Here is a 24,533-nt window from a genome sequence, read left to right as displayed (position 1 = left end):
CATTTTTAAGGATATTTAACAAAAACTTTTTCATGTCCTCTTCTACCCGATTAGACCGAGCCTATAAAAACGCGAAGACCGTTTCGTTCGATGAGGGTTCCAAATTCATTTTCTTTAGTGATTGTCATCGCGGGGACAACAGTTTTGCAGACGATTTTGCCAATAACCGGAACATTTACTTCCACGCACTGAACCATTACTACCGTGAAGGCTTTCATTACATTGAACTGGGCGATGGTGACGAACTTTGGGAAAATATAAGTTTTGACTCGATCATTGAAGCGCACAAAAATGTGTACCAACTTTTGCGAAGATTCCATTTGGAGAAACGACTCCACATGCTATGGGGCAACCACGATATGGTGTATCGGGACCCTGATTATGTGGCCGAACATCTTTCGCATTATTTTGAGCCTATTGATGGCTCGGACAAAGAGCTTTTTGAAGACATTACATACCATGAAGCCCTTATTTTAAAGCATTCGGATACCGGTCAAGAAATTTTTTGCGTCCATGGCCACCAAGCAGATTGGTGGAACTATGTGTGCTGGCGTATTGGTCGATTTTTGGTTCGGGTTTTATGGAAGCCGCTCCAAGTCGTGGGCATTGCAGACCCTACCAGCCCTGCCAAAAACTACAAAGAGCTAATTCGTATTGAAAAGCGCATAAAACGATGGATTTTGAAGAAAAACCTGCTCATCACCCTTGCGGGACATACGCATAGGCCACGGTTTCCGGAACCGGGCCAAATTCCCTTTTTTAACGATGGTAGCTGTGTTCACCCGAGGAGCATCACGGGCTTAGAGATTGAAAAGGGTGAAATCTCCCTGATCAAATGGCACATTGACACCAAACCCGATGGAACTCTTCAAATTGTACGGGTTTTATTGGAAGGACCGGAAAAACTATCGGACTACATCTTCCATTGAACATGGAAAATCTTAACACCATACTTGATCAAATTCCCATTAGGCACGACCTTGCGTCGCACATTATGCTTTTGGGCATTGTTCAAGGCTTTTTCTTGGCCCTAGTTATTTTTTTGAGGTCTAAATGGAAATCGGCCATCAATTCGTTTGGTTGGTCGCTTTTGATACAATGTCTGGTCTTTTTGGATGTCTACCTCTGTTACACCGGCCTCATCAAACATATAATCCACCTGAATGATTCCACCGAATTTTTGGTCCTCCTGATTACTCCGACCCTTTATTTTTTCCTGTATACTTTATTGGAACGAAAGCCCATCACCCTAAAAAAGCATTGGCCCCATTTTGTTTTGCCCGTACTGTATGCCGTTTCACAGGTCAACTATTATTTGGGTCCCATTCAGGTAAAGCTTAACGCCTATTTGGGCGCTTACCACCGAGATCTGGGCTTTGTGGACATTCCTGGAAACATGAATTATTCCTACCACTTCATCAAAGACCAGTTTAGGTGGTTGGTGCTTTTCAGTTTTGCATTTTACTTGGTGCTGTCCCTTTTATTGGTGATAAAAACTAGAAAACGGGGGTGGACGTCACCCAAAAACATAAAAGTGGACAAGTATATTTTTTCCAGGAACACAGTTGCTTTTTTTATGGTGCTGATGCTGACCTTCCTTTTCATTTTTCTAAACTACGAGGACGATGGCGGTGATCATTTTATTGGTATCGTGCAGACGGTCACCATTTTTATCACTTCCTTTTTTATGCTGTCGGAATCCCGCTTTTTTGAAAAATCTTGGATTGCCGATAAATATGAGACCCTCGCCAACAATTCCATCAAATTTGAAACCATTGAAAGTTTTATATCCGAAGCCCACTACTATGCCCATCAAAATATAAGTTTAAAAAAAGTAGCTGAGGAACTGGACACCAACAGCAATATCGTTTCCAAATTGATCAATTCCGAAACAGGAAGCAACTTCAACGACTACATCAACCAAAAAAGAATTGCATTGGCCCAACAAAGATTATTGGATGATGCATTTAAACAGCTTACGGTGGAGGCCATTGGGCAATCCGTAGGGTTCAAATCCAAATCCACCTTTTACAATGCTTTTAAAAAGCATGCTGGACAATCGCCTTCCGCATTTATGAAGCAAAAAAGGAGTGTAATTTCTCCATAATTGCAATTCTGGACGTTTCCCGAACCAAAAAACCACCTTGTTTTATCGGCACTTTTCATCTTTGGAAAAAATTTTAGGATGAAAACTACCATTAGGCGTTACGATTTGGATTGGCTGCGGGTCATTGTATTCGGGCTTCTTATTTTTTACCACGTAGGAATGTTTTTTGTACCGTGGGGCTGGCATATAAAAAACAACGAAATATACGATTGGCTTCGCTGGCCCATGTTGTTCTTGAACCAATGGCGCTTGCCCATACTTTTTGTGATATCCGGCATGGGAACCTGCTACGCTTTGGGTAAAAGAAGCAAGGGCAAATTTGTGTGGGAACGTTTTCTCCGTTTGGGAATTCCCTTAGTTGTAGGTATGATTTTGATTGTGCCACCACAAGTATATTTTGAACGGCTGGTGGAGGGGACGTTTTCAGGCTCTTACTGGGAATATTTTACCACCGTTGCTTTTGATGGCGTCTACCCCGAAGGTAATTTGAGCTGGCACCACCTATGGTTTTTGCCTTACCTCTTGGTCTTTTCGTGGGTTTTGACACCCCTTTTCGTTTATCTAAGAAAACATAAAACCCGTTTTATTGAATGGGTCAAACATTTGATTCAAAAACCATGGGGCATTTATCTATTTGTTATACCACTTTATCTTGTTGAATCCTTGGTGGAACCCTTTTTCCCGATTACTCATGCCCTGGTAGATGATTGGTTCAACTTCATATTTAGTATAATCCTGTTCTTTTATGGCTTTGTTCTAATAGCCACAGGTGATGTTTTTTGGCAAATATTGGCCAAAGTAAAGAAAAAAGCGCTGACTTTGGGGGTAATCGGGTTTTCTAGTCAGGTAATTATCTGGTTGTTTTTTGAAGATGGTTACGTAATCCATTTTACGGAAGCCCTTTTAAAAGTGGTGAATATATGGTCTTGGATACTGGTGCTTTTCGCCTATGCTGCCAAATACCTGAACAAGCCCAGCAAAGGAATCGCCTATGCAAACAGGGCCGTTTATCCCTTCTATATTTTGCACCAGACCATTACTGTTGGCATTGCCTATTATTTGAGGAATTTGGATTGGGGATTGGTACCTAAAACATGTGTATTGGTGGTTGGGACATTTGGCATCAGTTGGCTCATCTACGATCTCGTTATTTTAAGGGTTCCTTTGTTGCATCCGCTATTTGGTTTAAAAGGAAGGAGCAAAAGAAAGCCTGCAGATTAACGATTTAACTTCAATTTATAATGCTGATGGCAAGGTATTTGCTAAATTTATATTTGGATTATTGCCTTTGTTACCATGAAAAAGAGAGTTTTTGTTTTATTGGGAATCATTCTTTTCACCTTGCCCATGTTCGCACAGGGTGACTTGCCCACCACGCGACCATTGAAGATTGGCGACAATAACAAACTAGATGTAAAAGCAAGCAACCAAGGTACTTTACTTCGTATGCCTTCGGTACTGGATGAAAACCTAACCTCCAAAAACGAAAAGCCCGGTGTTAAAATGTTGCCGGACAGGGAACTTTTACAAGCGGGTCACGATATGGTAATCGACCCCAAAGTGATGGAAAAAAGGGAAAAAGGTGCCAACGAACATTTTGGCGATCAATATTTGGGAGACTTCAAAACCACCGCAAAATTTGTGGGCATCGTTGCCAGGGACCACGAGTACGTGGATGGCGACCGTATCAAAATTTATGTAAACGGAGAAGCGGTAGAATACAATATGCTTTTATCAGGTTCCTTTAAAGGAATTAACCTTGATTTAGTGGAAGGATTCAACCGCGTAGAGTTTGAAGCCCTCAACCAAGGTTCTTCAGGTCCAAACACTGCACAAGTAGTGGTGACAGATGATAAAGGCGTGGTTATCCACAACAACCGCTGGAACCTTTCCACAGGCTCAAAGGCCAGCTTGGTTATTGTTAAGGAAGAAGATAGTGACATAGAAAAGAACAACTGAAACTCCCTCAATGGTCCTCGCCAGGTGAATACGCCACTTTCGCACGTTTTAGCACATCCGCTTTGTAATACGCAGCATCTTTAAATTCCATATCGGCGTAGCGTTGTGCCTGATCATTAAAGTGTGGTGATTCAGGGTCTCCGCTTTGTCCACCTGCCAGCATGGTCTTTGCCTTTACTTTATCACCAAATTCCACCACGGCCACAAAACTGTTGCCACGGGTACCGTAAATCTTTTTGGTATTGTTATCGTATCGTGCACCGTAAGCCGCGAGTGCACCCCAACGGCCACTGGCAAAACCGATTGGAATACTTGGTTTGGCATCATCAAAAGCTTGGCGAATATCCCCATTTAAACGTTGGTATCGGTTTACTTCGCCCCAAGGCATTTTCCATGTTCCGAAATCGGTTTCCAATCTATCCAATGTTTCCTTTAGAAAATTTATTTTTTTCTGATTGTCCCATTCATCACCCCAATATGCCACCCATTGCATGGAATACATACCTTCCGGCCTTTCTGCTTTTGAATAACATAAGGTTCCATAATAATGGGCCAAAGTCATGGCGATGGAATCTTTGGATGTTGTATAATCCCAGTTCCGTAAAGCTTCAATGGCTTCTTCTAATTCTGGGGTTGGATTTGCATCATACGCTCTCACCAACCCGGGAATCAATGCCTCAAAAGCGGGTAAATAGGGGTCATGGGCCATTTCAATAAGGCTGTCCAAGGTGTAACCCCTACTTCCGGTCAACAATTTAACGGCGTGGATACCTCTAAAGTTTTCTTGGTCTCTGGACATGTATTTTGGATAGTCTTCTCGCTTTGGACTGAACTCAAGGGCCGAAGTAAAAGGAGTGGAGTTACAATTTTGAATCCAACCATTTGCTGGGTTCAGCACCAAAATATTTTCATCTACGGTATGCAATCCTTGCCAATCCGTTGTGGGGTTGCTCCCATCCACCGGTTGGGTATAATCAAATATAGTGTCTCGTTTTGGTACAAAATTTCCGTGGAAATAGGCAATATTTCCTTCAGCATCGGCATACACGGTATTGTTGGAGGAGTTGGTTCGGATATCCATCATCTCCCTAAAACCATCATAATCATCCTGCTTGGTTCGGATGTAGGATTGCTCCAATGCCTTTACGGGTTCCCACATCATCGCCGATGCGGTCCATTGATCGCCCACTTGATGCGTTATCGGACCATGATGCGTTCGGTACATGGGGAATGTCTTTTCTTTTATACTTTCGCCATCTTTGTACTTCAAGGTTACTTTGCTGGAATCCACGGGGCGTAATTCCTCTCCATATTGATAAAACAGCTTCCCATCATTTTTTACAATGGTCTCTTTGAACTCATCCATTACATCGGTATAGGTTGATGTGTGCATCCACCCCGTTTTTTCGTTGAAGCCTTGGTACACAAAAAACTGACCCCAGGTGACAGCGCCGTAGGCATTCAACCCTTCTTCGCTCACCACATGCACCTCGCCCCTAAAATAAAATGAGGTATGCGGATTGATCAAAAGCATGGCATTGCCCGATTCGGTCAAATCCCCTGAAATGGCAATTCCATTGGAGCCTTGTGGTTCGGCCATTTCCTCTTCTTTCTTGAGTTGAAGGGCTTCCATTTCGGGCAATTCCATCCCGCTTTCGTAAAAACTCTTGATTTTTCGCGTGGAAATACGCTCAATATCCCCTCCTATGGAACCTTCACTAAAATACATGGGCATCCAAGGTTCAAAACGGGTCAGCAGTTTGGGTTTAACCTCGGGGTGAGTATGTAGGTAATAATTGATGCCATCCGCAAAGGCATTACAAAGCTCCTTTAACCATTCGGGGCTTTTTTCATAATTGGCCTTGGCCTCTTCTTCTGTCATAAACAGTTTTGCACGTAAATCACTGTACAAGGCATCTTCCCCTTCAACTTCGGCCAAACGACCTGTGGCCCAGATATAATTTTGCTCAACCCGGTTAAAATCATCTTCACATTGAGCATACAACAATCCAAAAACAGCATCGGCATCGGTTTTTCCATAAATGTGCGGCACTCCGAAATCATCTCGGATAATCGTTATGTTTTCAGCTTGTGCCTCCCATTCTTCAACTTCGGATTGAGGTTGTTCGGAACAGGATAAAAACAATAAAAGTAGGGCAAGGATTGTAATTCTCATCACGGGGATTGGTTTAGTTAGTTTTGTGAAAATACGTTAATTACAAAACAATTACCAACTTCCGCTGGCTCCGCCACCACCAGAACTTCCCCCGCCACCGGAAAAACTGCTGGACGAACTACCTCCGGATCTGGAACCGAAGGAATGGCTCCCTGAGGACGAAAAGGTCTTGCTCATATAGTCTTTGTCGGATTTAAAAAATGATAGTTTAAAATCCTCATTGCCTTTTTTTCTGATTTTTATTGCGACCAATATGATGGTTAGACAAACAAAAGCGGCAAAAATAAAGAGCACCCAAGAAAAATCTTTGACCAATCCGCTAAACAAGTCATCAAAACCAAGCAATAGTGTCATAAAAAATAGTGGCATTCCTATAAAAACCAATCCAAAAATTAGGGGAAGCATCATAAAAGCGGCCATTAATATACCTTTAACTACCGCTAACTTTCCTATAAACATCCCACGTATGATCTCAATAAGAGTGGAATAGCCCTTATAAAGAACAAATCCTCCCGCTGCAATAAACATCAATAAAAACAAGCCTATTACCACCAACATCCACCATGGCATTTCGTTTTCTTCCTCAATCTCCTTTTTAAACTCTTCCAAGGCTTCTGGATTGTTCAAAAATTCAATGATTTGGTCCGTGGCACCATCCAATCCGCTGAAGTAATTTTCTTCCTTAAATCTGGGAATCATGGTATTTCGGATAATCCGAGAAGCGACAGCATCCGTTATATAAGGCTCCAAACCGTACCCGACCTCAATGCGGACTTCCCTATCCAGTTTTGAGAAAAGAATCAGAATACCATTGTCCTTCCCCTCCTGCCCCAATTTATTTTGGTTAAAGACCTCAAGGGCGTAGTGTTCAATGGTTTCGTTACCCAACTCATCTATCGTCAAAACCACCAATTGATTGGTAGTCTCCGACTCAAATTGATAAAGTTTGGTTCGAAGCGCCTCAAGTTGCGGCTGGGAAAATATCCTGGCATTGTCCGTAACAATTTCAGTCAATTTTGGGTACTCCTTTTGAGCAAAGCACATGGAGAAAATCAAAAACAAAAGACCGAACAATTTCGCTTTTAGCATAATCCTTTCAAAATTTGAGCATTTAAATATAGCATTTGTAATCTTGCCGAGTACAGAAGCACTTCAATTAGGTGTCCTCTTAAATTGCCGTAACTTGCAACTTCTTTTGAAAAATTGTTATGCCAGAAAAAAAAGTAAGCATCCTCACCGCTTTTAAAACCATTATTTGGCCAAAACGTAAACTCGTTTTTTTGGGTCTATTTCTGATTGCCATTAGCAAAGCTGCCAGTTTTGCTGCACCTATTGCTTCCAAATACCTTATTGATGATGTCATCGTAAACAAAGACCTGAATATGCTCAAATATTTGGTCGCTGGAGTAATGCTGGCCATCCTTGTACAGTCGGTCACTTCCTTCTTATTGACCAAGATTTTAAGCGTACAGGCCCAATATTTAATTTCTGAACTTAGGGCACAGGTCCAAAAAAAAGTGCTTGCCCTTCCCGTGCGCTTTTTCGACAATGCCAAGTCGGGAGCCTTGGTTTCCCGAATTATGTCGGATGTTGAGGGAGTCCGGAATTTAATCGGTACAGGTTTGGTGCAATTGGTAGGCGGCATCATCACAGCCGTAGTTTCCTTGACTTTGCTTATGGATATTAGCGTTTTTATGACACTTTTCACCTTTATACCCCTTACTATATTCGCCATAATTGCATTAAAGGCCTTTAAGATAATTCGACCCATTTTTAGGAATCGGGGTAAAATAAATGCCGAGGTAAAAGGTAGATTGACGGAGACTTTGGGAGGCATACGTGTTATAAAAGGGTTTAATGCCGAAAAGCAGGAAGAAGAAGTCTTTGAAGTTGGTGTGGAACGCTTATACGAAAATGTAAAAAAGAGCCTCACCACTACCGCTTTTATGACGAGTTCTTCCACCTTTTTGCTAGGGGTTGCGACCACAAGCGTTATGGGTTTTGGCGGATACAAAATTATTCAAGGCACCCTAACTGTGGGGGAGTTTGTGGAGTTTACCGTGTTGTTGGGCCTTATGATTGCCCCGATTGTGCAAATGAGCAGCGTGGGCAGTCAATTAACGGAAGCTTTGGCCGGTCTGGACCGTACCGAAGAATTAATGAATTTAAACGAAGAATCGGACGAGGAAAACCGTACCATTTTATTGGACGAAGTAGTTGGGAGCATGTCTTTCTCCGATGTTTCTTTTTCCTATGAGGAAGACAAGCAAGTACTGCACAACATTAGTTTTGATGTGGCGCCTGGACAGGTTATCGCTCTGGTGGGGAGTTCAGGTTCGGGAAAGTCCACCATAGCAGGCTTGGCCGCCAGTTTTTTAAACCCTGATTCTGGAACCATTACCATTGATGGGCACGACCTTTCCAAAGTGAATTTGAACAGTTTTAGACAACATTTAGGCGTGGTGCTGCAAGATGACTTCTTGTTTGAGGGTACCATTCGCGAAAACATACTTTTTCCACGACCCGATGCCAGTAAGGAGAAATTGCTCGAAGCCGTAAAGGCAGCCTACGTAAATGAATTTACCGACCGTTTTGACAAAGGTTTGGATACCTTGATAGGGGAACGTGGCGTTAAACTTTCGGGAGGTCAGCGTCAGCGTATTGCCATTGCAAGAGCTATTTTGGCAAATCCGAAGATTTTGATTTTGGACGAGGCCACCTCAAGTTTGGACACGGAATCCGAGGCGCTTATCCAAAAAAGTTTGGGAGAACTTACCAAGGGCAGAACCACTTTTGTGATAGCCCACCGATTGAGCACCATTCGCAAGGCTGACCAGATTTTAGTGATTGAAAACGGCCATATTCTGGAGCAGGGCACCCACGAAAAGTTGATTGCTTCCGAAGGAAGGTATTACAACCTGTTTACTTACCAAGCGAGAATTTAAGCCTCTTCCGGTGCCAACTCCACCTCAAGGCCATCCAAATCCTCGGTAATATGGATTTGGCAACCCAAACGGCTGTTGTCCTTTACAAAAAAGGCTTCGGCCAGCATGGCTTCTTCATCATCCGACTTTTCGGGTAATTGATGATCGGATTTTACGTAGCATTGGCAAGAAGCGCACATGGCCATACCACCACAAATCCCAATGGTTCCCTCCGGGGCAAGTTCATAGGAACGCACTACCTCCATCAGGTTCATATTCATATCGGTCGGGGCGTCTACCTCATGTAGTTCGCCGTCTCGGTCTATAATCTTTAACTTGATATCGCTCATAATCTTTCTAGAGATACTTCCTAAAGTCCTCAAGGGGACAGTTTCACTTAATAATCAATCTATTGCCTTAACTACTGCTTTTGGTGCTTCTTTTTTACTTCCGTCAAATCCTGTAACGCCGCCAACGGTGGTATATTTCATTACGTATTTCTTATCTGGATATATCTTTTGATAGGCACTTTGGCACATCAATGTAGCTTCATGGAAACCGCACAGGATCAGTTTTAATTTGCCTGGATAGGTGTTGACATCACCAATGGCATAAATACCGGGAATGTTGGTCTGGTAATCCAAGGAATTATTCACCTTGATGGCATTTTTTTCTATCTCCAATCCCCAGTTGGAAATTGGACCCAACTTCGGAGACAATCCGAACAACGGGATAAAATCATCAATCTCCACATCGGTCTCTTCGGAGGTAGACGTGTTTTTTACGGTCACTTTCTCCAGGTAATCTTTCCCTTTTAGAGCAACTACCTCGGCGGGGGTCATCAAATTGATTTTTCCCTCATTTTTGAGTTGTTGTACTTTTTCAACAGAATCCAAAGCCCCTCTAAATTCATTTCTACGGTGTACCAAGGTTACTTCTTTGGCAACATCCGCCAAAAAGATGGACCAATCTAAAGCGGAATCGCCTCCACCAGCAATCAACACTTTTTTGCCTCGGTATATTTCAGGCTCTTTGATCATGTAGGCCACCCCATTGTCCTCATATTTCTCCAAGTTTTCCAACAACGGTTTTCTTGGCTCAAAACTGCCAAGCCCACCAGCTATGGCAACAATTGGTGCATGATGCTTGGTTCCTTTGTTTGTTGTTACTATAAAGGAGCCGTCATCCAGTTTTTCAATGGTCTCTGCCCGCTCTCCCAAGGTAAAACCCGGCTGGAACGGTTTGATTTGTTCCATTAGATTATCCACCAAATCGCCCGCCAGTACTTCGGGGAATCCAGGAATGTCGTAAATGGGTTTTTTAGGATATATCTCGGAACATTGTCCACCAGCTTGTGGCAATGCATCTATTAAATGACATTTGAGTTGTAAAAGACCTGCTTCAAAAACAGCAAAAAGACCCGTAGGTCCCGCTCCAATTATCAAAATATCGGTTTTGATCATAGACTAAAAATTTGGCGCGCAACTTAACGCTTACCCAAAAAATGATTTATGATTTTAATCAGTTAGGAAATATTGATTACCTCTTCAATTTGTGGCGCGTACTTTTTAATGGTCATTTCCACGCCACTCTTTAGTGTCATTTGGTTCACGGTGCAACCAATACAGTTGCCTTCCAAACGCACTTTTACGGTATTGTCTTCAATGGAAATCAACGTAATATCTCCACCATCGCTCTGTAAAAACGGACGTATCTCCTCCAATGCCTTTTCTACATTACTCCTTGTTTCTTCTGATGTCATTGTTGTCATGGTCACTTCTTTTTAACAGCGGAACAACCTGCCATTGTTGTAATTTTTATTGCTTCTGTCGGGGGAAGGTCTGTATTCCTTCTCACCAACTCCTGAACCACATTTTTCGTAAGCTCTTCAAAAGCTTCTTCTGTTGGAGTAGCTGTCTGCAAGGCGGCTGGTCTTCCAACATCACCTGCTTCCCTGATGCTCTGTACCAATGGAATTTGTCCTAAAAATGGAACCTCAAGGTCTTCCGATAGATTTTTTGCCCCGTTCTCACCAAAAATATAATACTTGTTATCGGGTAGCTCCGCAGGTGTAAAATACGCCATATTCTCCACGATTCCCAAAACAGGGACATTAATCGCCTCCTGTTGGAACATGGCCACCCCTTTTCTAGCGTCGGCCAAGGCTATCTCTTGTGGCGTACTTACCACTACGGCGCCCGTTACGGGCAAGGATTGCATAATGCTTAAATGAATATCACCTGTTCCTGGTGGCAAATCCAGCAAAAGAAAGTCCAGCTCGCCCCAATGCGCATCAAAAATCATTTGATTCAATGCTTTTGCAGCCATGGGGCCCCTCCAAATGACCGCTTGGTTGGGCTGGGTGAAAAATCCAATGGAAAGCAATTTTACGCCGTAGTTTTCGATGGGCTTCATTTTGGCTTTTCCATTCACATTAATGGACAATGGTTTTTCCGTGGCTACATCGAACATAATGGGCATGGACGGCCCATAGATATCCGTATCCAATAGGCCAACTTTAAAGCCCATTTTGGCCAAGGTTACCGCTAGGTTTGCGGTTACGGTGGATTTGCCTACGCCCCCTTTACCAGATGCAACGGCTATAATATTTTGAATTCCGGGAATCGGTTTTCCTTTTATTTGATTTACCTTGGGTTTTGCCGGAGCATCAACTTTTAGGTTGATTTTTATTTTTGCTTTCTCGTATACTTCTCTGTGAATACACTTCAATATTTCAACCTCTGTCTTCTTTTTTGCTTGAAGACTTGGATTTTTGATCGTAACATCCACTTCAACCTCATCACCGAATACTTGGACATTGGTTACCGAACCGCTCTCGACCAAATTTTGGCCTTCACCTGGTGCAGATATCTTTTCCAACGCTTTGAGAATGTCTGTTTTTTTCAACTTCATCTATCAAAATTTTGTCATCAGCTGTTTGAACTGATTCTAAACTACAAAGATACGGTGTTGGTGTTAGATTAAGAAGTTGTATTGCTGAATTTCAAAAAAATCACATCTTGGAGTTATGGGGATCTGAATAAATAGCCCCGACAGACACAAAACCGATGGATTATCGTGTTGGTTTTTTTGAAAAACTGTAGTTTAGAAGCTGCTATTTGAAATTATCGACCAACATGCTGCCAAAAACCAGAATCCCCCAACTAATTTTATTGTTTTTTACCCTAATATGGCTCTCTTGTTCCACTAATAAAGGCTCCTTTACCAAACGGGATGTGAAAAAGTCGGAAAAATTGATCGGGCTTCATTTTGAAACTAAATATCGTGACACCCTCTACCCTTATTTGAAAAGAAACCGAAGTGGGTTTGATTCGTTAAGAAAATACCCTTTGGGCAATGATGTTTTCCCTGCTATCCGTTTTGACCCCACTCCTTTTGGCTTTACCATGCCAGAGCAACAAAATGGAACCGAGTGGAGCATACCGGATAATGTAGAAATCCCTGAACCATACAATTTATTGGCCTTTTACACCATTCCGCAATTGGCTTCGTTGATCAAAAATCAAAAAATAACGGCCACAGAGCTGACAAAATTTTTCTTGGATCGATTGAAAAAATATCAACCTGCCCTTCAATGCAGCATTACCATTACGGATAGTTTAGCCTTGGCACAGGCCAAGCGAGCCGACGAGGAAATCAAAAACGGAAAGTATCGTGGTATTTTACATGGAATCCCATACGGCACCAAAGATTTGATGGCGGTCCCCGGATACCCCACCACCTGGGGAGCTGCTCCGTACAAAGACCAAATCATAAATGAAACGGCAACCGTAGTGAAGAAACTGGAGGATGCCGGGGCCATTTTAGTGACTAAACTGGTATCGGGGGCCTTGGCCCGTGGCGATGTTTGGTTCGATGGTAAAACCAAAAATCCCTGGGACACTACCCAAGGTGCCGGTGGTTCTTCGGCTGGATCGGGTTCTGCAACATCGGCAGGCCTCGTTCCTTTTGCTTTGGGGACTGAAACTTTGGGTTCCATTACTTCTCCAAGTACCCGAAACGGAGTTACCGGTCTACGACCAACCTACGGTAGAGTTAGTCGCCACGGAATTATGAGCTTAAGCTGGTCCATGGACAAAGTGGGGCCCTTGGGAAGAAATGCCGAGGATTGCGCCATTGTGTTTGATGCCATTCAAGGGAAAGATAAAAATGATCTGACCACCGTTGACCTTCCTTTTGGGGTTGATTGGAACAAGGATATCAAAAGCTTGAGGGTTGCTTATCTTAAAGAAGACATTGAGAAAGATACCACGGAGTCTGGAGACAATCTGAGGAATGCGCTCAAATCCCTTAAGGAAATGGGTATTGAGCCTACAGCTGTGGAAATGCCCGAAGATGTTCCTTATCGTGGATTTGATATTATTTTAAGAGCTGAAGCAGGTGCTTTCTTTGATGAACTTGTCCGTTCGGGCGGGGTTGATGTGATGGTGGAGCAAGACCAGCGTTCCCGTGCGAATTCCTTGCGGCAAAGCAGATTTATTCCCGCCGTGGAATATATTCAAGCGAATCGACAACGACAGGTGCTTATCCAAAAAGTGCAAGATTTGATGAAGGATTACGATGTGTTGATTTCACCCACATTTGGAAACGACCAACTTTTGGCCACAAACCTAACAGGGCATCCCGTAATTGCTGTTCCAACGGGTCTGGATGACGAGAACCACCCTACGAGCATGACTTTTGTGGGCAATTTGTACGATGAAGCGAGTATTTTATTGCTGGCAAAAGCATTTCAGGATGCCACATCGTTTGACGAATTGCATCCCCCGGGTTATATTGATTAAAGCTCCAAGGCTGGATCCCAGAAGTATTTTTGAAAGTCTACGATTTGATTTTCCTTTACCGGGATTCCCTCGTTTTCGAGAAGTTGCTGCATAATGTTGCTTCCGTCAAAATGATGTTTGCCCGTTAACACCCCTACGCGATTTACCACGCGATGCGCAGGTACATCTTTTGTCAAGGAATTGTTCATGGCCCAACCGACCATTCGGGCGCTTCGGGCTGCTCCTAAATATTTTGCAATGGCTCCGTAAGAGGTTACCCTGCCGTAGGGAATCTGTTTGGCCACTTCGTAGACTTTGTCAAAGAAGTTTTTTTCTTCCATGTTAGCGGTACATTATACGAATCAAGGTAATCACAAGCAGCAAAAGCATCAAAGCGCTTAAAATATAGTTGGAGTTCTTGGAAAAACGATTGGTCTTGGTCTCCATCTTATCAAAATAAAAGGTGTAGAGGTACAGAACAGAAAAAGTACCAGCTCCTGCGGCGACCACAAAAGTGGTAATGTCCTTGGCTTCAAACTTTATCCAACCCGCTTCGTTCCACATGGCATTTAAACCACTGTAATACGGAATGGTCAACAAATTAAGGGCAGCCAACAAAACTCCCTTGAAAAAACTGTTCTTTTTACTCAGGTTGACCTCTTTAATGGCTTGTGTCTTTGCTCTGTTACGCTTTGCAATCACAAAAAAGTAAACAGCAAAAAAGGCGAATACGGCCACAGCAATCTTAAACAGTACATCTATCACCGCTGGATTACGGTACAAAAATTTAGAGATATACACAGCAATATAAGCCTGCACCATGATAGTACTGGAAACACCCAAACTAAAAATAACGCCGTTCAATTTTCCTTTTTCCACACTAACCTTGGCGGCATTCATATTGAGCAATCCCGGTGGCACAGTAGCCATAAAGGCTGCCGAAAATGTGGCAAAAAAAAGTATGAGTACGTGGGTCATTGGTTAGTTGATCCTAAATTGGATATATGTAATTGGTTTTCCTTTTTCAAGATACTGATTTTCGTAGAAAGTTTGGATTTTGAATACTTCGGGAGGCGCTCCTTCGTTTTTATATACATCGTGATTGGCATATATAATTTCGTGTCCCAAGCCTTGCAAAAGCCCAAGGGTGTACCCATGCATGTACTCGCTATCGGTCTTTAGATTGATTATTCCCTTGGGCTCCAGGATTTTTTTGTAACGCTCCAAAAAAACGGGATTCGTCATGCGATGTTTGGTGCGTTTGTACTTGATCTGCGGGTCGGGAAATGTAATCCAGATCTCACTGACCTCCCCTTCGTCAAAAAGATGGTCCACCAATTCAATTTGTGTCCGTAAAAAGGCCACATTGTTCAATTCTTGCTCCAAGGCGGTCTTGGCCCCTCTCCAAAATCGTGCTCCTTTGATATCTATGCCAATATGGTTTCTGTCCGCGTTCATTTGAGCGAGGCCAACGGTATATTCACCCTTGCCACAGCCCAGTTCCAACACAATTGGATTGTTGTTGCCAAAAAAGGATGCCCAATTGCCCTTGTACTTGAATCCGGCCAAAACTTCCTCCCGCGTGGGCTGTACCACATTGGCAAATGTTTCGTTTTCCTTGAACCTTTTGAGTTTGTTCTTACTTCCCACGTTCGTATTAAATTGAGCAAAAAGTTAATGATTTGGCAAAACTAAGGAAATCTAAAAGCAATTCGCATTTTGTTTTTTTGTTGATATGAATTCTTCCAAACGTATTCTGGTCGCCCCGTTGAATTGGGGACTGGGACATGCTACTAGGTGCATACCCATTATTCGCGAATTATTAGATCACGGTTACCTACCTTACATTGCCTCGGACGGCGTGGCCTTATCCTTGCTAAAAAAGGAGTTTCCAGAATTACCCGCTTTTGAATTACCTTCCTATAAAATTTCCTATGCTGAGAAAGGGAAGAATTTCAAAATTAAAATGATTTGGGATTCGCCCAAAGTGCTCAAAGCCATTGCCAAGGAAAAAAAAGCCGTGAAACGCTTGGTTAAAGAACATGGTTTGGAAGGAATTATTTCCGATAACCGACTGGGAGCATACTACAAAAAGGTTCCCTGCGTGTTCATAACCCATCAACTAAACGTGCTTTCCGGAAACACCACTTGGATGAGCTCCAAAGCGCATCAAAAAATAATAAAAAAGTTTGATGCCTGCTGGGTTCCCGATGTGGAGAAAAAACCCAACTTGACGGGAAAGTTGGGGCATCTAAAAAAATCCAAGTTAAACGTTGTCTATTTAGGTCCTTTGAGCCGATTTGAGAAAAAGAAACTCCCCATCACGAACGATATGATGGTTCTACTCTCCGGTCCTGAACCGCAACGCACCTTGCTGGAAGAAAAACTACTGGATGAATTACAGGGGTTCGAAGGCAACATTCTTTTTGTTAAGGGCAAAATTGAAGAAAATCAGGTTCAAGAAGAAATACAGACATCGAAAGGAAAGATCCTCCATTACAATTTTATGAAGTCCGATGAACTGGAAAATGCCCTGAATCGAAGTGAAAAAGTGCTGTGCAGATCGGGTTACACCACTGTTATGGACCTGGCAAAATTGGAGAAGAAGGCCTTTTTTATTCCAACCCCTGGCCAATACGAGCAAGAATATTTAGCCAAAAGAATGCAGAAACAAGGGCTTGTCCCTTTTAGTAAACAAGAGGATTTTTCCTTAGGTGATTTATTCCGAATTGATGATTTTAAAGGATTGGCTCAATTTGAATCCGTTGTGGATTTTTCTTCCATGTTCGAGATTTTCTCCGAAACTGGTGGAACAGCAGCTTTTTCAAGGGTAAAGGAGAACTCGGAACCTACGTCAACTTCGCTTTCCACATAGATTTTTTCGCCGTGGGCCTCCACAATATGTTTTACAATGGAGAGTCCAAGACCTGAACCGCCTTCGTTTCGGCTTCCACTTTGATCCACGCGGTAAAAGCGTTCAAAAAGTCGTGGAATGTGCTGTTTTGGGATTCCACCTCCATTGTCCGTTACTCGAACAATCACCTTGTTTTTAATAAGATTTTCCACACTTACTTCCGTGGTTCCTTTTGGCAGACCGTATTTGATGGAATTGACCAGAAGATTGCTGATTACCTGTTGTATTTTTTCCTTGTCCCCATTCACGTAAATAGGCTCGGTATACTCCATATCAAAAGTGAGGGAGATTTCTTTTTTGGCCGCTTTCATCTCCAATAGATCAAAGGTGTTTTCAATAAGCTCAATAATATCAAAATCCTCTCGTTCCAACTTTAACTCACCTGCTTCCAGCTTGGTAATCAAATCGAGGTCCTTTACAATATAAATTAAGCGTTCTACGCCTTTATTGGCACGTTGCAGGTATTTTTTTCGAAGTTTCTTATCCTTCATGGCACCGTCCAAAAGCGTTAAAATATAGCCTTGAACGGTAAAAAGCGGTGTTTTTAATTCGTGGGACACGTTGCCCAAAAAATCCTTTCGGTACTCCTCACGAATTTTAAGGGTGTCTATTTCTATTTTCTTTCCTTCGGCGAACCTTTCAATTTCCTGAACCAAAGTTCTCATATCCGTGGTTACGGGTTTGGAAGAGAAGGATGAGGATTCCAAAAGGGACACATCATCGTAAATTCTCTTGATACGTCTGTATATAAAACGCTCCACCCGAATCTGGATGATAGCAAAACAAATTGCAAAACAAATTAGTGCAAAAAGAATGGTATGCGGCCAGTTCATGTAATCCGCATCCAAATGAAACCCTACGAAGACAGCAGTGATCAAAACGGTAATAACCAAAGAAGATCTTAGGGCAAATTTGTATGATTTCTTTAGTTTAATGGCCATTAGAGCACAAACTTATACCCCACGCCCTTAACGGTTTTAAAGTGGTGGTCACCGATTTTTTCGCGCAGTTTTCTAATGTGAACATCGATGGTTCGACCGCCAACAACAACTTCATTGCCCCAAACCTTGTCCAAAATTACTTCGCGTTTAAATACTTTGTTCGGTTTGGATGTCAGCAAAGACAAAAGTTCAAATTCCTTTCTGGGAAGCACCATTTCTTCTCCATCGTTCACAATTTTATATTCTTCCCTGTTAATTACGATGTCACCAACCTTGACAATATCCTCTACTTCTTTTTTATCATCTTTCAACCTTCTCAGCAAGGCTTTAACCTTGCTTACCAAAACCTTTGGTTTTATCGGTTTTGTGATGTAATCGTCCGCTCCAGCATCAAAACCCGCTACTTGGGAGTAATCTTCTCCACGTGCGGTTAAGAAAGTAATTATCGTGTGATCCAGTCCGGGTGTGTTACGGATAACCTCGCATGCTTCAATACCGTCCATTTCTGGCATCATCACATCCATAATAATCAGGTGGGGGCTCTTCTTTTTTGCCTTGGCAACGCCTTCCACACCATTTTTGGCGGTATAGACCTCATACCCCTCCGCTGAAAGGTTATAGCTTATAATTTCCAGAATATCAGGTTCATCGTCAACCAGTAGAATCTTAATGTCCTTGTTTTTCATGGGATGGTATTTCTGTGTTAATCGCCCAAATGTAAAGATAATACACTTACGGGATAAACGCTTAACGTTCATTTAATCTAGTAACATTATTGTAACACTAACAACAAAAACACTTAACACACAACTAACACGGCTTTTACAACCCCAGCCTTTCTTTGCATCGTTCAACATAAGGATCACATTCTACTTATTAAATGACAAAACAAAGAATTATGAAAAAATTTATTTCCCCTTTAATAGCGATTGCCCTGCTTTTTATAGCAGCGTGCAGTGGCGATGATAACGGTGCTATACCAGAGCCGGAACCGGAGCCAGAACCATCTGGTGAGGAGATAACCAAAACAGGTGTTCTTACTGAGGATGAAACATGGACAGCCGAAAACGTATACATATTGGACGGTAAAGTAGTGGTGGGCGAGGGTGTCACCCTTACCATTGAGGCAGGTACCATCGTAAAAGGTGAGCAAGGACAGGAAACACTTGCTTCGGCCCTTGTAGTGGACCAAGGCGGTACATTGATGGCCGAAGGCACTCCATCCAAACCGATCATCTTCACCTCAGTGCTTGACGGTATTGAGCCGGGACAGACCACGGGAACGCTTACCACTGCCGATACAGGCCTTTGGGGAGGTGTAATAGTTCTGGGCAAAGCCCCTATCTCCGTGAACGGGGATATCGGGACCGCCCAAATTGAGGGAATACCCGCCGATGAATCCTACGGACAGTACGGTGGAACCGACCCAGCGGACAACTCTGGATCACTGAAGTACATCTCCATCCGCCACGGTGGTGTGGCCATTGCAACAGACAACGAGATCAACGGTTTGACCCTTGGCGGTGTCGGTTCAGGTACAACCGTGGACCATGTGGAAGTAGTGGCCAACCAAGATGACGGAATCGAATGGTTCGGTGGAACCGTAAACGTTACCAACGCTTTGGTCTGGAACCAAGGCGACGATGGTTTCGATGCTGACCAAGCTTGGTCGGGCTCTTTGACCAACGGTGTCGTGGTCATGTCCTCCGAGTCCGGTACAGGCCTTGAACTTGACGGACCCGAAGGAAGTGCTGCAACAGAAGCTGGGTACACTCTGGAGGACATCACCTTGATCGGTGCTGGTACTTCCAGCATGTACGCAGACCTTAGGGACGGGCTTATCGCCAATCTCAACAACGTGTTCGCCTACGGCTTCGGGGCCGAATCCACCGTCAACATCAACGGTGCCGATTCTGCAACAGAGCTTACAAACGGCCGAATCGCATTCTCCAACTGGGAAATCGTTTTGCCCGAAGGAGTTGTATTGGCCGATATTTTTGCCGGTGACTTTACGCCCGGCGACGAAACCAAGTTTTTGAATAACGCTACAGCAGTAGGAACAGGAAGCGTAGGTGCTAATATAGATGTGTTCGGATGGACTTTTGCCGCTTCAGAAGCAGCAATACCAGCTGAACCAATCGGCACTACCATAACCAAAACAGGTATTCTCACTATAGATGAGACTTGGACAGCCGAAAACGTATACATATTGGACGGTAAAGTAGTGGTGGGCGAGGGTGTCACCCTTACCATTGAGGCAGGTACCATCGTAAAAGGTGAGCAAGGACAGGAAACACTTGCTTCGGCCCTTGTAGTGGACCAAGGCGGTACATTGATGGCCGAAGGCACTCCATCCAAACCAATCATCTTCACCTCAGTGCTTGACGGTATTGAGCCGGGACAGACCACGGGAACGCTTACCACTGCCGATACAGGCCTTTGGGGAGGTGTAATAGTTCTGGGCAAAGCCCCTATCTCCGTGAACGGGGATATCGGGACCGCCCAAATTGAGGGAATACCCGCCGATGAATCCTACGGACAGTACGGTGGAACCGACCCAGCGGACAACTCTGGATCACTGAAGTACATCTCCATCCGCCACGGTGGTGTGGCCATTGCAACAGACAACGAGATCAACGGTTTGACCCTTGGCGGTGTCGGTTCAGGTACAACCGTGGACCATGTGGAAGTAGTGGCCAACCAAGATGACGGAATCGAATGGTTCGGTGGAACCGTAAACGTTACCAACGCTTTGGTCTGGAGCCAAGGCGACGATGGTTTCGATGCTGACCAAGCTTGGTCGGGCTCTTTGACCAACGGTGTCGTGGTCATGTCCTCCGAGTCCGGTACAGGCCTTGAACTTGACGGACCCGAAGGAAGTGCTGCAACAGAAGCTGGGTACACTCTGGAGGACATCACCTTGATCGGTGCTGGTACTTCCAGCATGTACGCAGACCTTAGGGACGGGCTTATCGCCAATCTCAACAACGTGTTCGCCTACGGCTTCGGGGCCGAATCCACCGTCAACATCAACGGTGCCGATTCTGCAACAGAGCTTACAAACGGCCGAATCGCATTCTCCAACTGGGAAATCGTTTTGCCCGAAGGAGTTGTATTGGCCGATATTTTTGCCGGTGACTTTACGCCTGGCGACGAAACCAAGTTCTTGGATAACCTAACATCAATAATAGCCCCAGAAAATGCTTCGGTCGGTGCAGACACAACTGTATTTGCATGGACTTTTGCTTCTAGCGAAGGGGCCTTCTAGATTCCAAAATACCATTTAAAAAACAGAAATGTCCAAAGGCTTTTAATAGTCTTTGGACATTTTGTCGAATAATTGAATACTATTTAAATCAAAAAAAATGCATAAAAAAATCCTCTCAGTAATCGCGATTTCGCTGACTTTAGTTCAGTTTACCTTCGCACAAGTAGGTACCATTAGAGGAGAGTTGACAGATGGGGAGTTTAATGATGTATTACCTTTTGCAAATATTTTAGTGAAGGGCACTACAGTTGGTACTACCTCCGATTTTGAGGGGACCTATTCCCTGGAAGTGAAACCAGGCACGTACACCGTGGTATTTTCATATATTGGGTATACCCCACAAGAAATTACCAATGTGGTGGTGGAGGCCAATAAGGTTACGGAGCTCAATGTATTGCTCCAGCCTGCTTCAGCTCAATTGGATGAAGTAGTAGTTACAACAACCGTAAGAAAAAACACTGAAGCCTCTGTACTCAACCTTCAAAAAAATTCCGTAACCCTTATGGACGGATTGTCGTTAGAAGGTATCAAAACAATGGGCGCTAGCAATATAGCTTCCGCCGTGAAAAGGGTGCCGGGAGTTTCCGTGCAAGACGGAAAATATGTTTATGTTCGGGGATTGGGCGATCGTTACACCAAATCCATTTTGAACGGTATGGACATCCCTGGACTGGACCCTGACAAAAATACTGTTCAAATGGATATTTTTCCGACCAATATTTTGGAAAATGTGATTGTTTTGAAATCAGCATCCGCTGATTTACCAGCTGACTTTACTGGAGGCGTAGTGAACATCATCACAAAAGATTTTCCAACGCAAAAGCAGATGTCAATTTCCGCTTCGGTTGGTTATAACCCAAGTATGCATTTCCAAGATAATTACTTAAGTTATGAAGGTGGTGCAACCGACTTTTTGGGATTTGATGATGGCACGAGAGAACTTCCATTTCCATCAAATTCAGATATTCCAAGCCCATCGGATTCAAATAGAAATAGTATTTTGGATGATTACACCAGGGCTTTTGAACCCAACATGGCTGCTCAGGAACAAACATCCAAACCCGATTTTAGTCTAGGTTTTAGCTATGGCAACCAATTTAATGTAGGTGATAACACTTTAGGTTTTATTGCTTCTCTAGATTATAAAAACACAACAAGGTTTTATGAAGGTTTTGAAAACGGAATATATCAAAAAGCCCCGGAAAGTGATATTTACGAACTTCGCTTTGACAGGAGACAACGAGGCGATTTAGGAACCAACAATGTTTTGGGTTCTGCTTTGGCGGGACTCTCTTATAAAACAGGGAGGTCAAAATACCGCTTAAACCTACTACATATCCAAAATGGGGAATCCAGAGCGGCATTGTACGACCAAAGAACCGAAATTTCCAATGCCCTTGATGTTGTAAAGGACAATTTGGAATACTCCGAACGATCTGTGAGCAATTTGTTGTTATCTGGTAAACATACCTCCGAAGATGCTTCTTTTACTTCGGAATGGAGCTTGTCACCAACTCTTACAAGCGTTCAGGATAAAGATGTTAGACTAACCACTTTTATAGTAAATCCCGATGGTTTCACCATAAGTTCAGATGCAGGCTTTCCAACCCGACTATGGAGGGACTTAAAAGAGGTAAATGCTGTTGGTAAAATAGACTTTGCTAAAAGCTATAGCCTGTTGGACAATAAGGCCGTGTTTAAATTTGGAGGACTCTATAGCTATAAACAGAGGGAATATGGCATCTATAATTACGATATCGCGTTCTATAATTTTAGTACAGCCAGTCTTAATGGAAATCCAGATGCAATTTTACTGGAAGAAAACATTTGGACCCGCGAAAACAATTCTGGTTCTTATGCAAGAGGTAACTTTCAGCCTGCGAATAGCTTTGATTCAAATCAGAATACTGCCGCCTTCTACCTTTCCAATGAATTCAAGTTTGCCGATAGATTAAGAGCCATCATTGGAATCAGGGCCGAAAACTTCACCACCTTTTTTACTGGACAAAACAATACTGGAACCGAAGTTTACGACGAAGAAAAAACCATTAGCGAACTGGACTTTTTCCCTTCGGCCAACTTTATTTATGAGGTAAAGGACAATGTGAACATGAGGCTTTCCTATTCCAAAACCACGGCAAGGCCAAGTTTTAAAGAACTATCCGTAGTGCAGATTGCAGATTTGTTGACGGGCGTTCTTTTCCTTGGAAACTTGGACCTACAACCTACATATATTGACAACTTTGACTTTAGGTTTGAAATTTTTGGCGATAGTGCACAAATGTTTGCTGTCAGCAGTTTTTACAAAAAGTTTGAAGACCCGATAGAAATCGTTGCATACGATATTACCGCACCTAACCAATTCACTCCCCGAAATTCCCCTTCTGCAGATGTGTTGGGGCTGGAGTTTGAAGCTCGTAAGAACTTTGGTTTTATTTCCGAAGGTTTACAGGATTTGAGCCTTAACTTGAACGTATCCATTATCGATTCTAAGATAGAGATGGCAAAAGGCGAAAATCAAGAATATGATTCCAGACAAACATTTGCAAGGGATGGGGAAACCATTGACGAAACAAGACAGTTACAAGGGCAATCCCCATTTCTGGTAAATGCAGGACTAAACTATAACAACAGAAATATCGGTCTAGAAACCGGTGTTTTCTTCAATGTTCAGGGAAAAACCCTGGAAGTGGTCGGTTTTGGACAAAACCCAGATGTGTTTACACAACCTTTCAATAGTTTAAACTTTAATTTTTCAAAAACTTTTGGAAAGGAACAAAATAGCAAAATAACCCTGAAAGTGAACAATATACTCAATGACACCAGGGAAAGCTTATATGATTCGTTTGGCGCGACAAAGCAAAATTTCTCTTATAGGGAAATTGGAACAGCTTTTTCATTAGGGTACAGTCTTAACTTTTAGGATGCCAAAAACAATTTTATTTAAAGAGCCCCCGCCACTACCGGGGGCTTTTTTGCATTTCGTCGAAAAGTAACCCCCTATTCGTCAAACGGTTCCAGTTTGGCGTTGCAATTTTTATATATTTGTGGCATACCGTTTGCAACCATTAACGCATGAAGCATTTTTACCTTGTCATGTTTTTATTTATCTGTACACTTGGGTTTTCTCAGGAAAGTGCCAAGTCAAGTTTGGATATTGACGGGTTTAAGTTATACCCTAATCCTGTTACCCAAGGAAAGGTTTATATTGAAACGGCCCAAAATTCACCTAAAAAAATCCTTGTTTTTGATGTTTTGGGAACAAAAGTGCTTGAAACCACCATTATAGGAAGGGAACTCAACCTTTCCGAATTGGACAAAGGGGTGTACATTCTTAGGGTTTTTGAACGAAACAAAATAGCTACTAGGAAGCTCATTGTGAAATAGTTCAGCTAAATTTCATCGCTTTGTAGCGCTTCTCAAATACAGTTTCCAACGCTTTACAACCAGTTTTAGTCTT

The 24,533-nt window shown here is 43.0% G+C and carries 20 protein-coding genes and 1 pseudogene; 10 read left to right on the top strand and 11 right to left on the bottom strand.

Annotated elements, in window-relative coordinates; all coding sequences use genetic code 11:
- The first annotated feature begins 32 nt into the window (after positions 1 to 32).
- From VM932_RS05285 to VM932_RS05270, 4 genes are all read left to right on the top strand, one after another.
- Entirely contained in the window at positions 33 to 929 is an 897-nt protein-coding gene (locus tag VM932_RS05285) for a metallophosphoesterase (RefSeq protein ID WP_326277519.1), read from the top strand.
- A 2-nt stretch (positions 930 to 931) separates the two neighbouring features.
- On the top strand, positions 932 to 2,107 hold the full coding sequence (locus tag VM932_RS05280) for a helix-turn-helix domain-containing protein (RefSeq protein ID WP_326277517.1): 1,176 nt from the start codon (positions 932 to 934) through the stop codon (positions 2,105 to 2,107).
- Positions 2,108 to 2,185: 78 nt separating this feature from the next.
- On the top strand, positions 2,186 to 3,328 hold the full coding sequence (locus VM932_RS05275; protein WP_326277516.1) for an acyltransferase family protein: 1,143 nt from the start codon (positions 2,186 to 2,188) through the stop codon (positions 3,326 to 3,328).
- 75 nt (positions 3,329 to 3,403) lie between these two features.
- A complete protein-coding gene (locus VM932_RS05270; protein WP_326277515.1) occupies positions 3,404 to 4,066 on the top strand; it encodes a hypothetical protein in 663 nt (220 codons plus the stop codon).
- Between the two features lie 7 nt (positions 4,067 to 4,073).
- Here VM932_RS05270 and VM932_RS05265 read toward each other — a convergent pair whose 3' ends face one another.
- Together VM932_RS05265 and VM932_RS05260 are read right to left on the bottom strand one after the other, a co-directional pair.
- Complete coding sequence (locus tag VM932_RS05265) at positions 4,074 to 6,242, bottom strand: acylase (RefSeq protein WP_326277514.1); 2,169 nt, start codon at positions 6,240 to 6,242, stop codon at positions 4,074 to 4,076.
- Positions 6,243 to 6,293: 51 nt separating this feature from the next.
- Positions 6,294 to 7,331 (bottom strand): TPM domain-containing protein, encoded by a 1,038-nt coding sequence (locus VM932_RS05260; protein ID WP_326277513.1) that lies wholly within the window; start codon positions 7,329 to 7,331, stop codon positions 6,294 to 6,296.
- A gap of 119 nt (positions 7,332 to 7,450) precedes the next feature.
- Between VM932_RS05260 and VM932_RS05255 the strand changes: the two genes are divergently transcribed.
- Positions 7,451 to 9,187, top strand: coding sequence for an ABC transporter ATP-binding protein (locus VM932_RS05255; protein WP_326277512.1), 1,737 nt, complete (start codon positions 7,451 to 7,453; stop codon positions 9,185 to 9,187).
- On the opposite strand, the gene VM932_RS05250 is transcribed toward VM932_RS05255, so the two are convergent.
- From VM932_RS05250 to VM932_RS05235, 4 genes are all read right to left on the bottom strand, one after another.
- Positions 9,184 to 9,516 (bottom strand): 2Fe-2S iron-sulfur cluster-binding family protein, encoded by a 333-nt coding sequence (locus tag VM932_RS05250; protein ID WP_293165646.1) that lies wholly within the window; start codon positions 9,514 to 9,516, stop codon positions 9,184 to 9,186. The two genes, VM932_RS05255 and VM932_RS05250, sit on opposite strands and share 4 nt — an antisense overlap.
- A gap of 54 nt (positions 9,517 to 9,570) precedes the next feature.
- A complete protein-coding gene (locus tag VM932_RS05245; RefSeq protein WP_326277511.1) occupies positions 9,571 to 10,629 on the bottom strand; it encodes an NAD(P)/FAD-dependent oxidoreductase in 1,059 nt (352 codons plus the stop codon).
- Positions 10,630 to 10,691: 62 nt separating this feature from the next.
- A complete protein-coding gene (locus VM932_RS05240; RefSeq protein WP_041801799.1) occupies positions 10,692 to 10,928 on the bottom strand; it encodes a NifU family protein in 237 nt (78 codons plus the stop codon).
- Positions 10,929 to 10,939: 11 nt separating this feature from the next.
- Positions 10,940 to 12,079: an Mrp/NBP35 family ATP-binding protein gene (locus VM932_RS05235; RefSeq protein ID WP_326277509.1), complete on the bottom strand. Its 1,140-nt coding sequence runs from the start codon at positions 12,077 to 12,079 to the stop codon at positions 10,940 to 10,942.
- Between the two features lie 323 nt (positions 12,080 to 12,402).
- Here VM932_RS05235 and VM932_RS05230 point away from each other — a divergent pair, with 323 nt between their 5' ends.
- On the top strand, positions 12,403 to 13,971 hold the full coding sequence (locus VM932_RS05230; protein WP_326277508.1) for an amidase: 1,569 nt from the start codon (positions 12,403 to 12,405) through the stop codon (positions 13,969 to 13,971).
- Here VM932_RS05230 and VM932_RS05225 read toward each other — a convergent pair.
- Genes VM932_RS05225 through trmB form a run of 3 tightly spaced genes read right to left on the bottom strand, consistent with a single transcriptional unit; the run spans position 13,968 to position 15,600 of the window.
- Positions 13,968 to 14,291 (bottom strand): MGMT family protein, encoded by a 324-nt coding sequence (locus VM932_RS05225; RefSeq protein ID WP_326277507.1) that lies wholly within the window; start codon positions 14,289 to 14,291, stop codon positions 13,968 to 13,970. The two genes, VM932_RS05230 and VM932_RS05225, sit on opposite strands and share 4 nt — an antisense overlap.
- 1 nt (position 14,292) lies before the next feature.
- Positions 14,293 to 14,928 (bottom strand): LysE family transporter, encoded by a 636-nt coding sequence (locus VM932_RS05220; RefSeq protein WP_293165656.1) that lies wholly within the window; start codon positions 14,926 to 14,928, stop codon positions 14,293 to 14,295.
- 3 nt (positions 14,929 to 14,931) lie between these two features.
- On the bottom strand, positions 14,932 to 15,600 hold the full coding sequence (gene trmB, locus VM932_RS05215) for a tRNA (guanosine(46)-N7)-methyltransferase TrmB (protein WP_326277506.1): 669 nt from the start codon (positions 15,598 to 15,600) through the stop codon (positions 14,932 to 14,934).
- A gap of 85 nt (positions 15,601 to 15,685) precedes the next feature.
- Between trmB and VM932_RS05210 the strand changes: the two are divergent.
- Positions 15,686 to 16,645: pseudogene (locus tag VM932_RS05210) on the top strand (glycosyltransferase); the annotation flags it as partial.
- Positions 16,646 to 16,701: 56 nt separating this feature from the next.
- Here the strand turns inward: VM932_RS05210 and VM932_RS05205 are convergent.
- The gene (locus VM932_RS05205; protein ID WP_293165660.1) at positions 16,702 to 17,805 is read right to left on the bottom strand and encodes a sensor histidine kinase; all 1,104 of its coding nucleotides are present in this window, start codon (positions 17,803 to 17,805) and stop codon (positions 16,702 to 16,704) included.
- Positions 17,805 to 18,491 carry a response regulator transcription factor gene (locus VM932_RS05200; RefSeq protein WP_326277505.1) on the bottom strand — a complete coding sequence of 229 codons (687 nt, stop codon included), beginning with the start codon at positions 18,489 to 18,491 and terminating at the stop codon, positions 17,805 to 17,807. The genes VM932_RS05205 and VM932_RS05200 overlap by 1 nt, the downstream gene beginning before the upstream one ends.
- Before the next feature lie 212 nt (positions 18,492 to 18,703).
- On the opposite strand from VM932_RS05200, the gene VM932_RS05195 reads away from it, so the two are divergent.
- From VM932_RS05195 to VM932_RS05185, 3 genes are all read left to right on the top strand, one after another.
- Positions 18,704 to 21,073 carry an autotransporter outer membrane beta-barrel domain-containing protein gene (locus VM932_RS05195; RefSeq protein ID WP_326277504.1) on the top strand — a complete coding sequence of 790 codons (2,370 nt, stop codon included), beginning with the start codon at positions 18,704 to 18,706 and terminating at the stop codon, positions 21,071 to 21,073.
- A 97-nt stretch (positions 21,074 to 21,170) separates the two neighbouring features.
- Positions 21,171 to 23,996, top strand: coding sequence for a TonB-dependent receptor (locus tag VM932_RS05190; RefSeq protein WP_326277503.1), 2,826 nt, complete (start codon positions 21,171 to 21,173; stop codon positions 23,994 to 23,996).
- 152 nt (positions 23,997 to 24,148) lie between these two features.
- Entirely contained in the window at positions 24,149 to 24,460 is a 312-nt protein-coding gene (locus VM932_RS05185; protein WP_326277502.1) for a T9SS type A sorting domain-containing protein, read from the top strand.
- Positions 24,461 to 24,533: the final 73 nt, after the last annotated feature.

Origin of the sequence: Flagellimonas halotolerans (assembly GCF_035818535.1) — a bacterium.
GTDB lineage: Bacteria > Bacteroidota > Bacteroidia > Flavobacteriales > Flavobacteriaceae > Flagellimonas > Flagellimonas halotolerans.
The sequence above is the reverse complement of the archived record's forward strand: the minus strand, read 5'-3'. Positions and strand labels throughout refer to the sequence as shown.

Excerpts from the sequence above, each read along its gene's own strand:
- VM932_RS05235 (WP_326277509.1), bottom strand. The coding sequence starts at position 12,079 with ATGAAGTTGAAAAAAACAGACATTCTCAAAGCGTTGGAAAAGATATCT.
- VM932_RS05190 (WP_326277503.1), top strand. The coding sequence starts at position 21,171 with ATGCATAAAAAAATCCTCTCAGTAATCGCGATTTCGCTGACTTTAGTT.
- VM932_RS05240 (WP_041801799.1), bottom strand. The coding sequence starts at position 10,928 with ATGACATCAGAAGAAACAAGGAGTAATGTAGAAAAGGCATTGGAGGAG.
- VM932_RS05225 (WP_326277507.1), bottom strand. The coding sequence starts at position 14,291 with ATGGAAGAAAAAAACTTCTTTGACAAAGTCTACGAAGTGGCCAAACAG.
- VM932_RS05280 (WP_326277517.1), top strand. The coding sequence starts at position 932 with ATGGAAAATCTTAACACCATACTTGATCAAATTCCCATTAGGCACGAC.
- VM932_RS05205 (WP_293165660.1), bottom strand. The coding sequence starts at position 17,805 with ATGGCCATTAAACTAAAGAAATCATACAAATTTGCCCTAAGATCTTCT.
- VM932_RS05260 (WP_326277513.1), bottom strand. The coding sequence starts at position 7,331 with ATGCTAAAAGCGAAATTGTTCGGTCTTTTGTTTTTGATTTTCTCCATG.
- VM932_RS05195 (WP_326277504.1), top strand. The coding sequence starts at position 18,704 with ATGAAAAAATTTATTTCCCCTTTAATAGCGATTGCCCTGCTTTTTATA.
- VM932_RS05265 (WP_326277514.1), bottom strand. The coding sequence starts at position 6,242 with ATGAGAATTACAATCCTTGCCCTACTTTTATTGTTTTTATCCTGTTCC.
- VM932_RS05245 (WP_326277511.1), bottom strand. The coding sequence starts at position 10,629 with ATGATCAAAACCGATATTTTGATAATTGGAGCGGGACCTACGGGTCTT.
- VM932_RS05185 (WP_326277502.1), top strand. The coding sequence starts at position 24,149 with ATGAAGCATTTTTACCTTGTCATGTTTTTATTTATCTGTACACTTGGG.
- VM932_RS05200 (WP_326277505.1), bottom strand. The coding sequence starts at position 18,491 with ATGAAAAACAAGGACATTAAGATTCTACTGGTTGACGATGAACCTGAT.
- VM932_RS05250 (WP_293165646.1), bottom strand. The coding sequence starts at position 9,516 with ATGAGCGATATCAAGTTAAAGATTATAGACCGAGACGGCGAACTACAT.
- VM932_RS05275 (WP_326277516.1), top strand. The coding sequence starts at position 2,186 with ATGAAAACTACCATTAGGCGTTACGATTTGGATTGGCTGCGGGTCATT.
- VM932_RS05285 (WP_326277519.1), top strand. The coding sequence starts at position 33 with ATGTCCTCTTCTACCCGATTAGACCGAGCCTATAAAAACGCGAAGACC.
- VM932_RS05220 (WP_293165656.1), bottom strand. The coding sequence starts at position 14,928 with ATGACCCACGTACTCATACTTTTTTTTGCCACATTTTCGGCAGCCTTT.
- VM932_RS05255 (WP_326277512.1), top strand. The coding sequence starts at position 7,451 with ATGCCAGAAAAAAAAGTAAGCATCCTCACCGCTTTTAAAACCATTATT.
- VM932_RS05270 (WP_326277515.1), top strand. The coding sequence starts at position 3,404 with ATGAAAAAGAGAGTTTTTGTTTTATTGGGAATCATTCTTTTCACCTTG.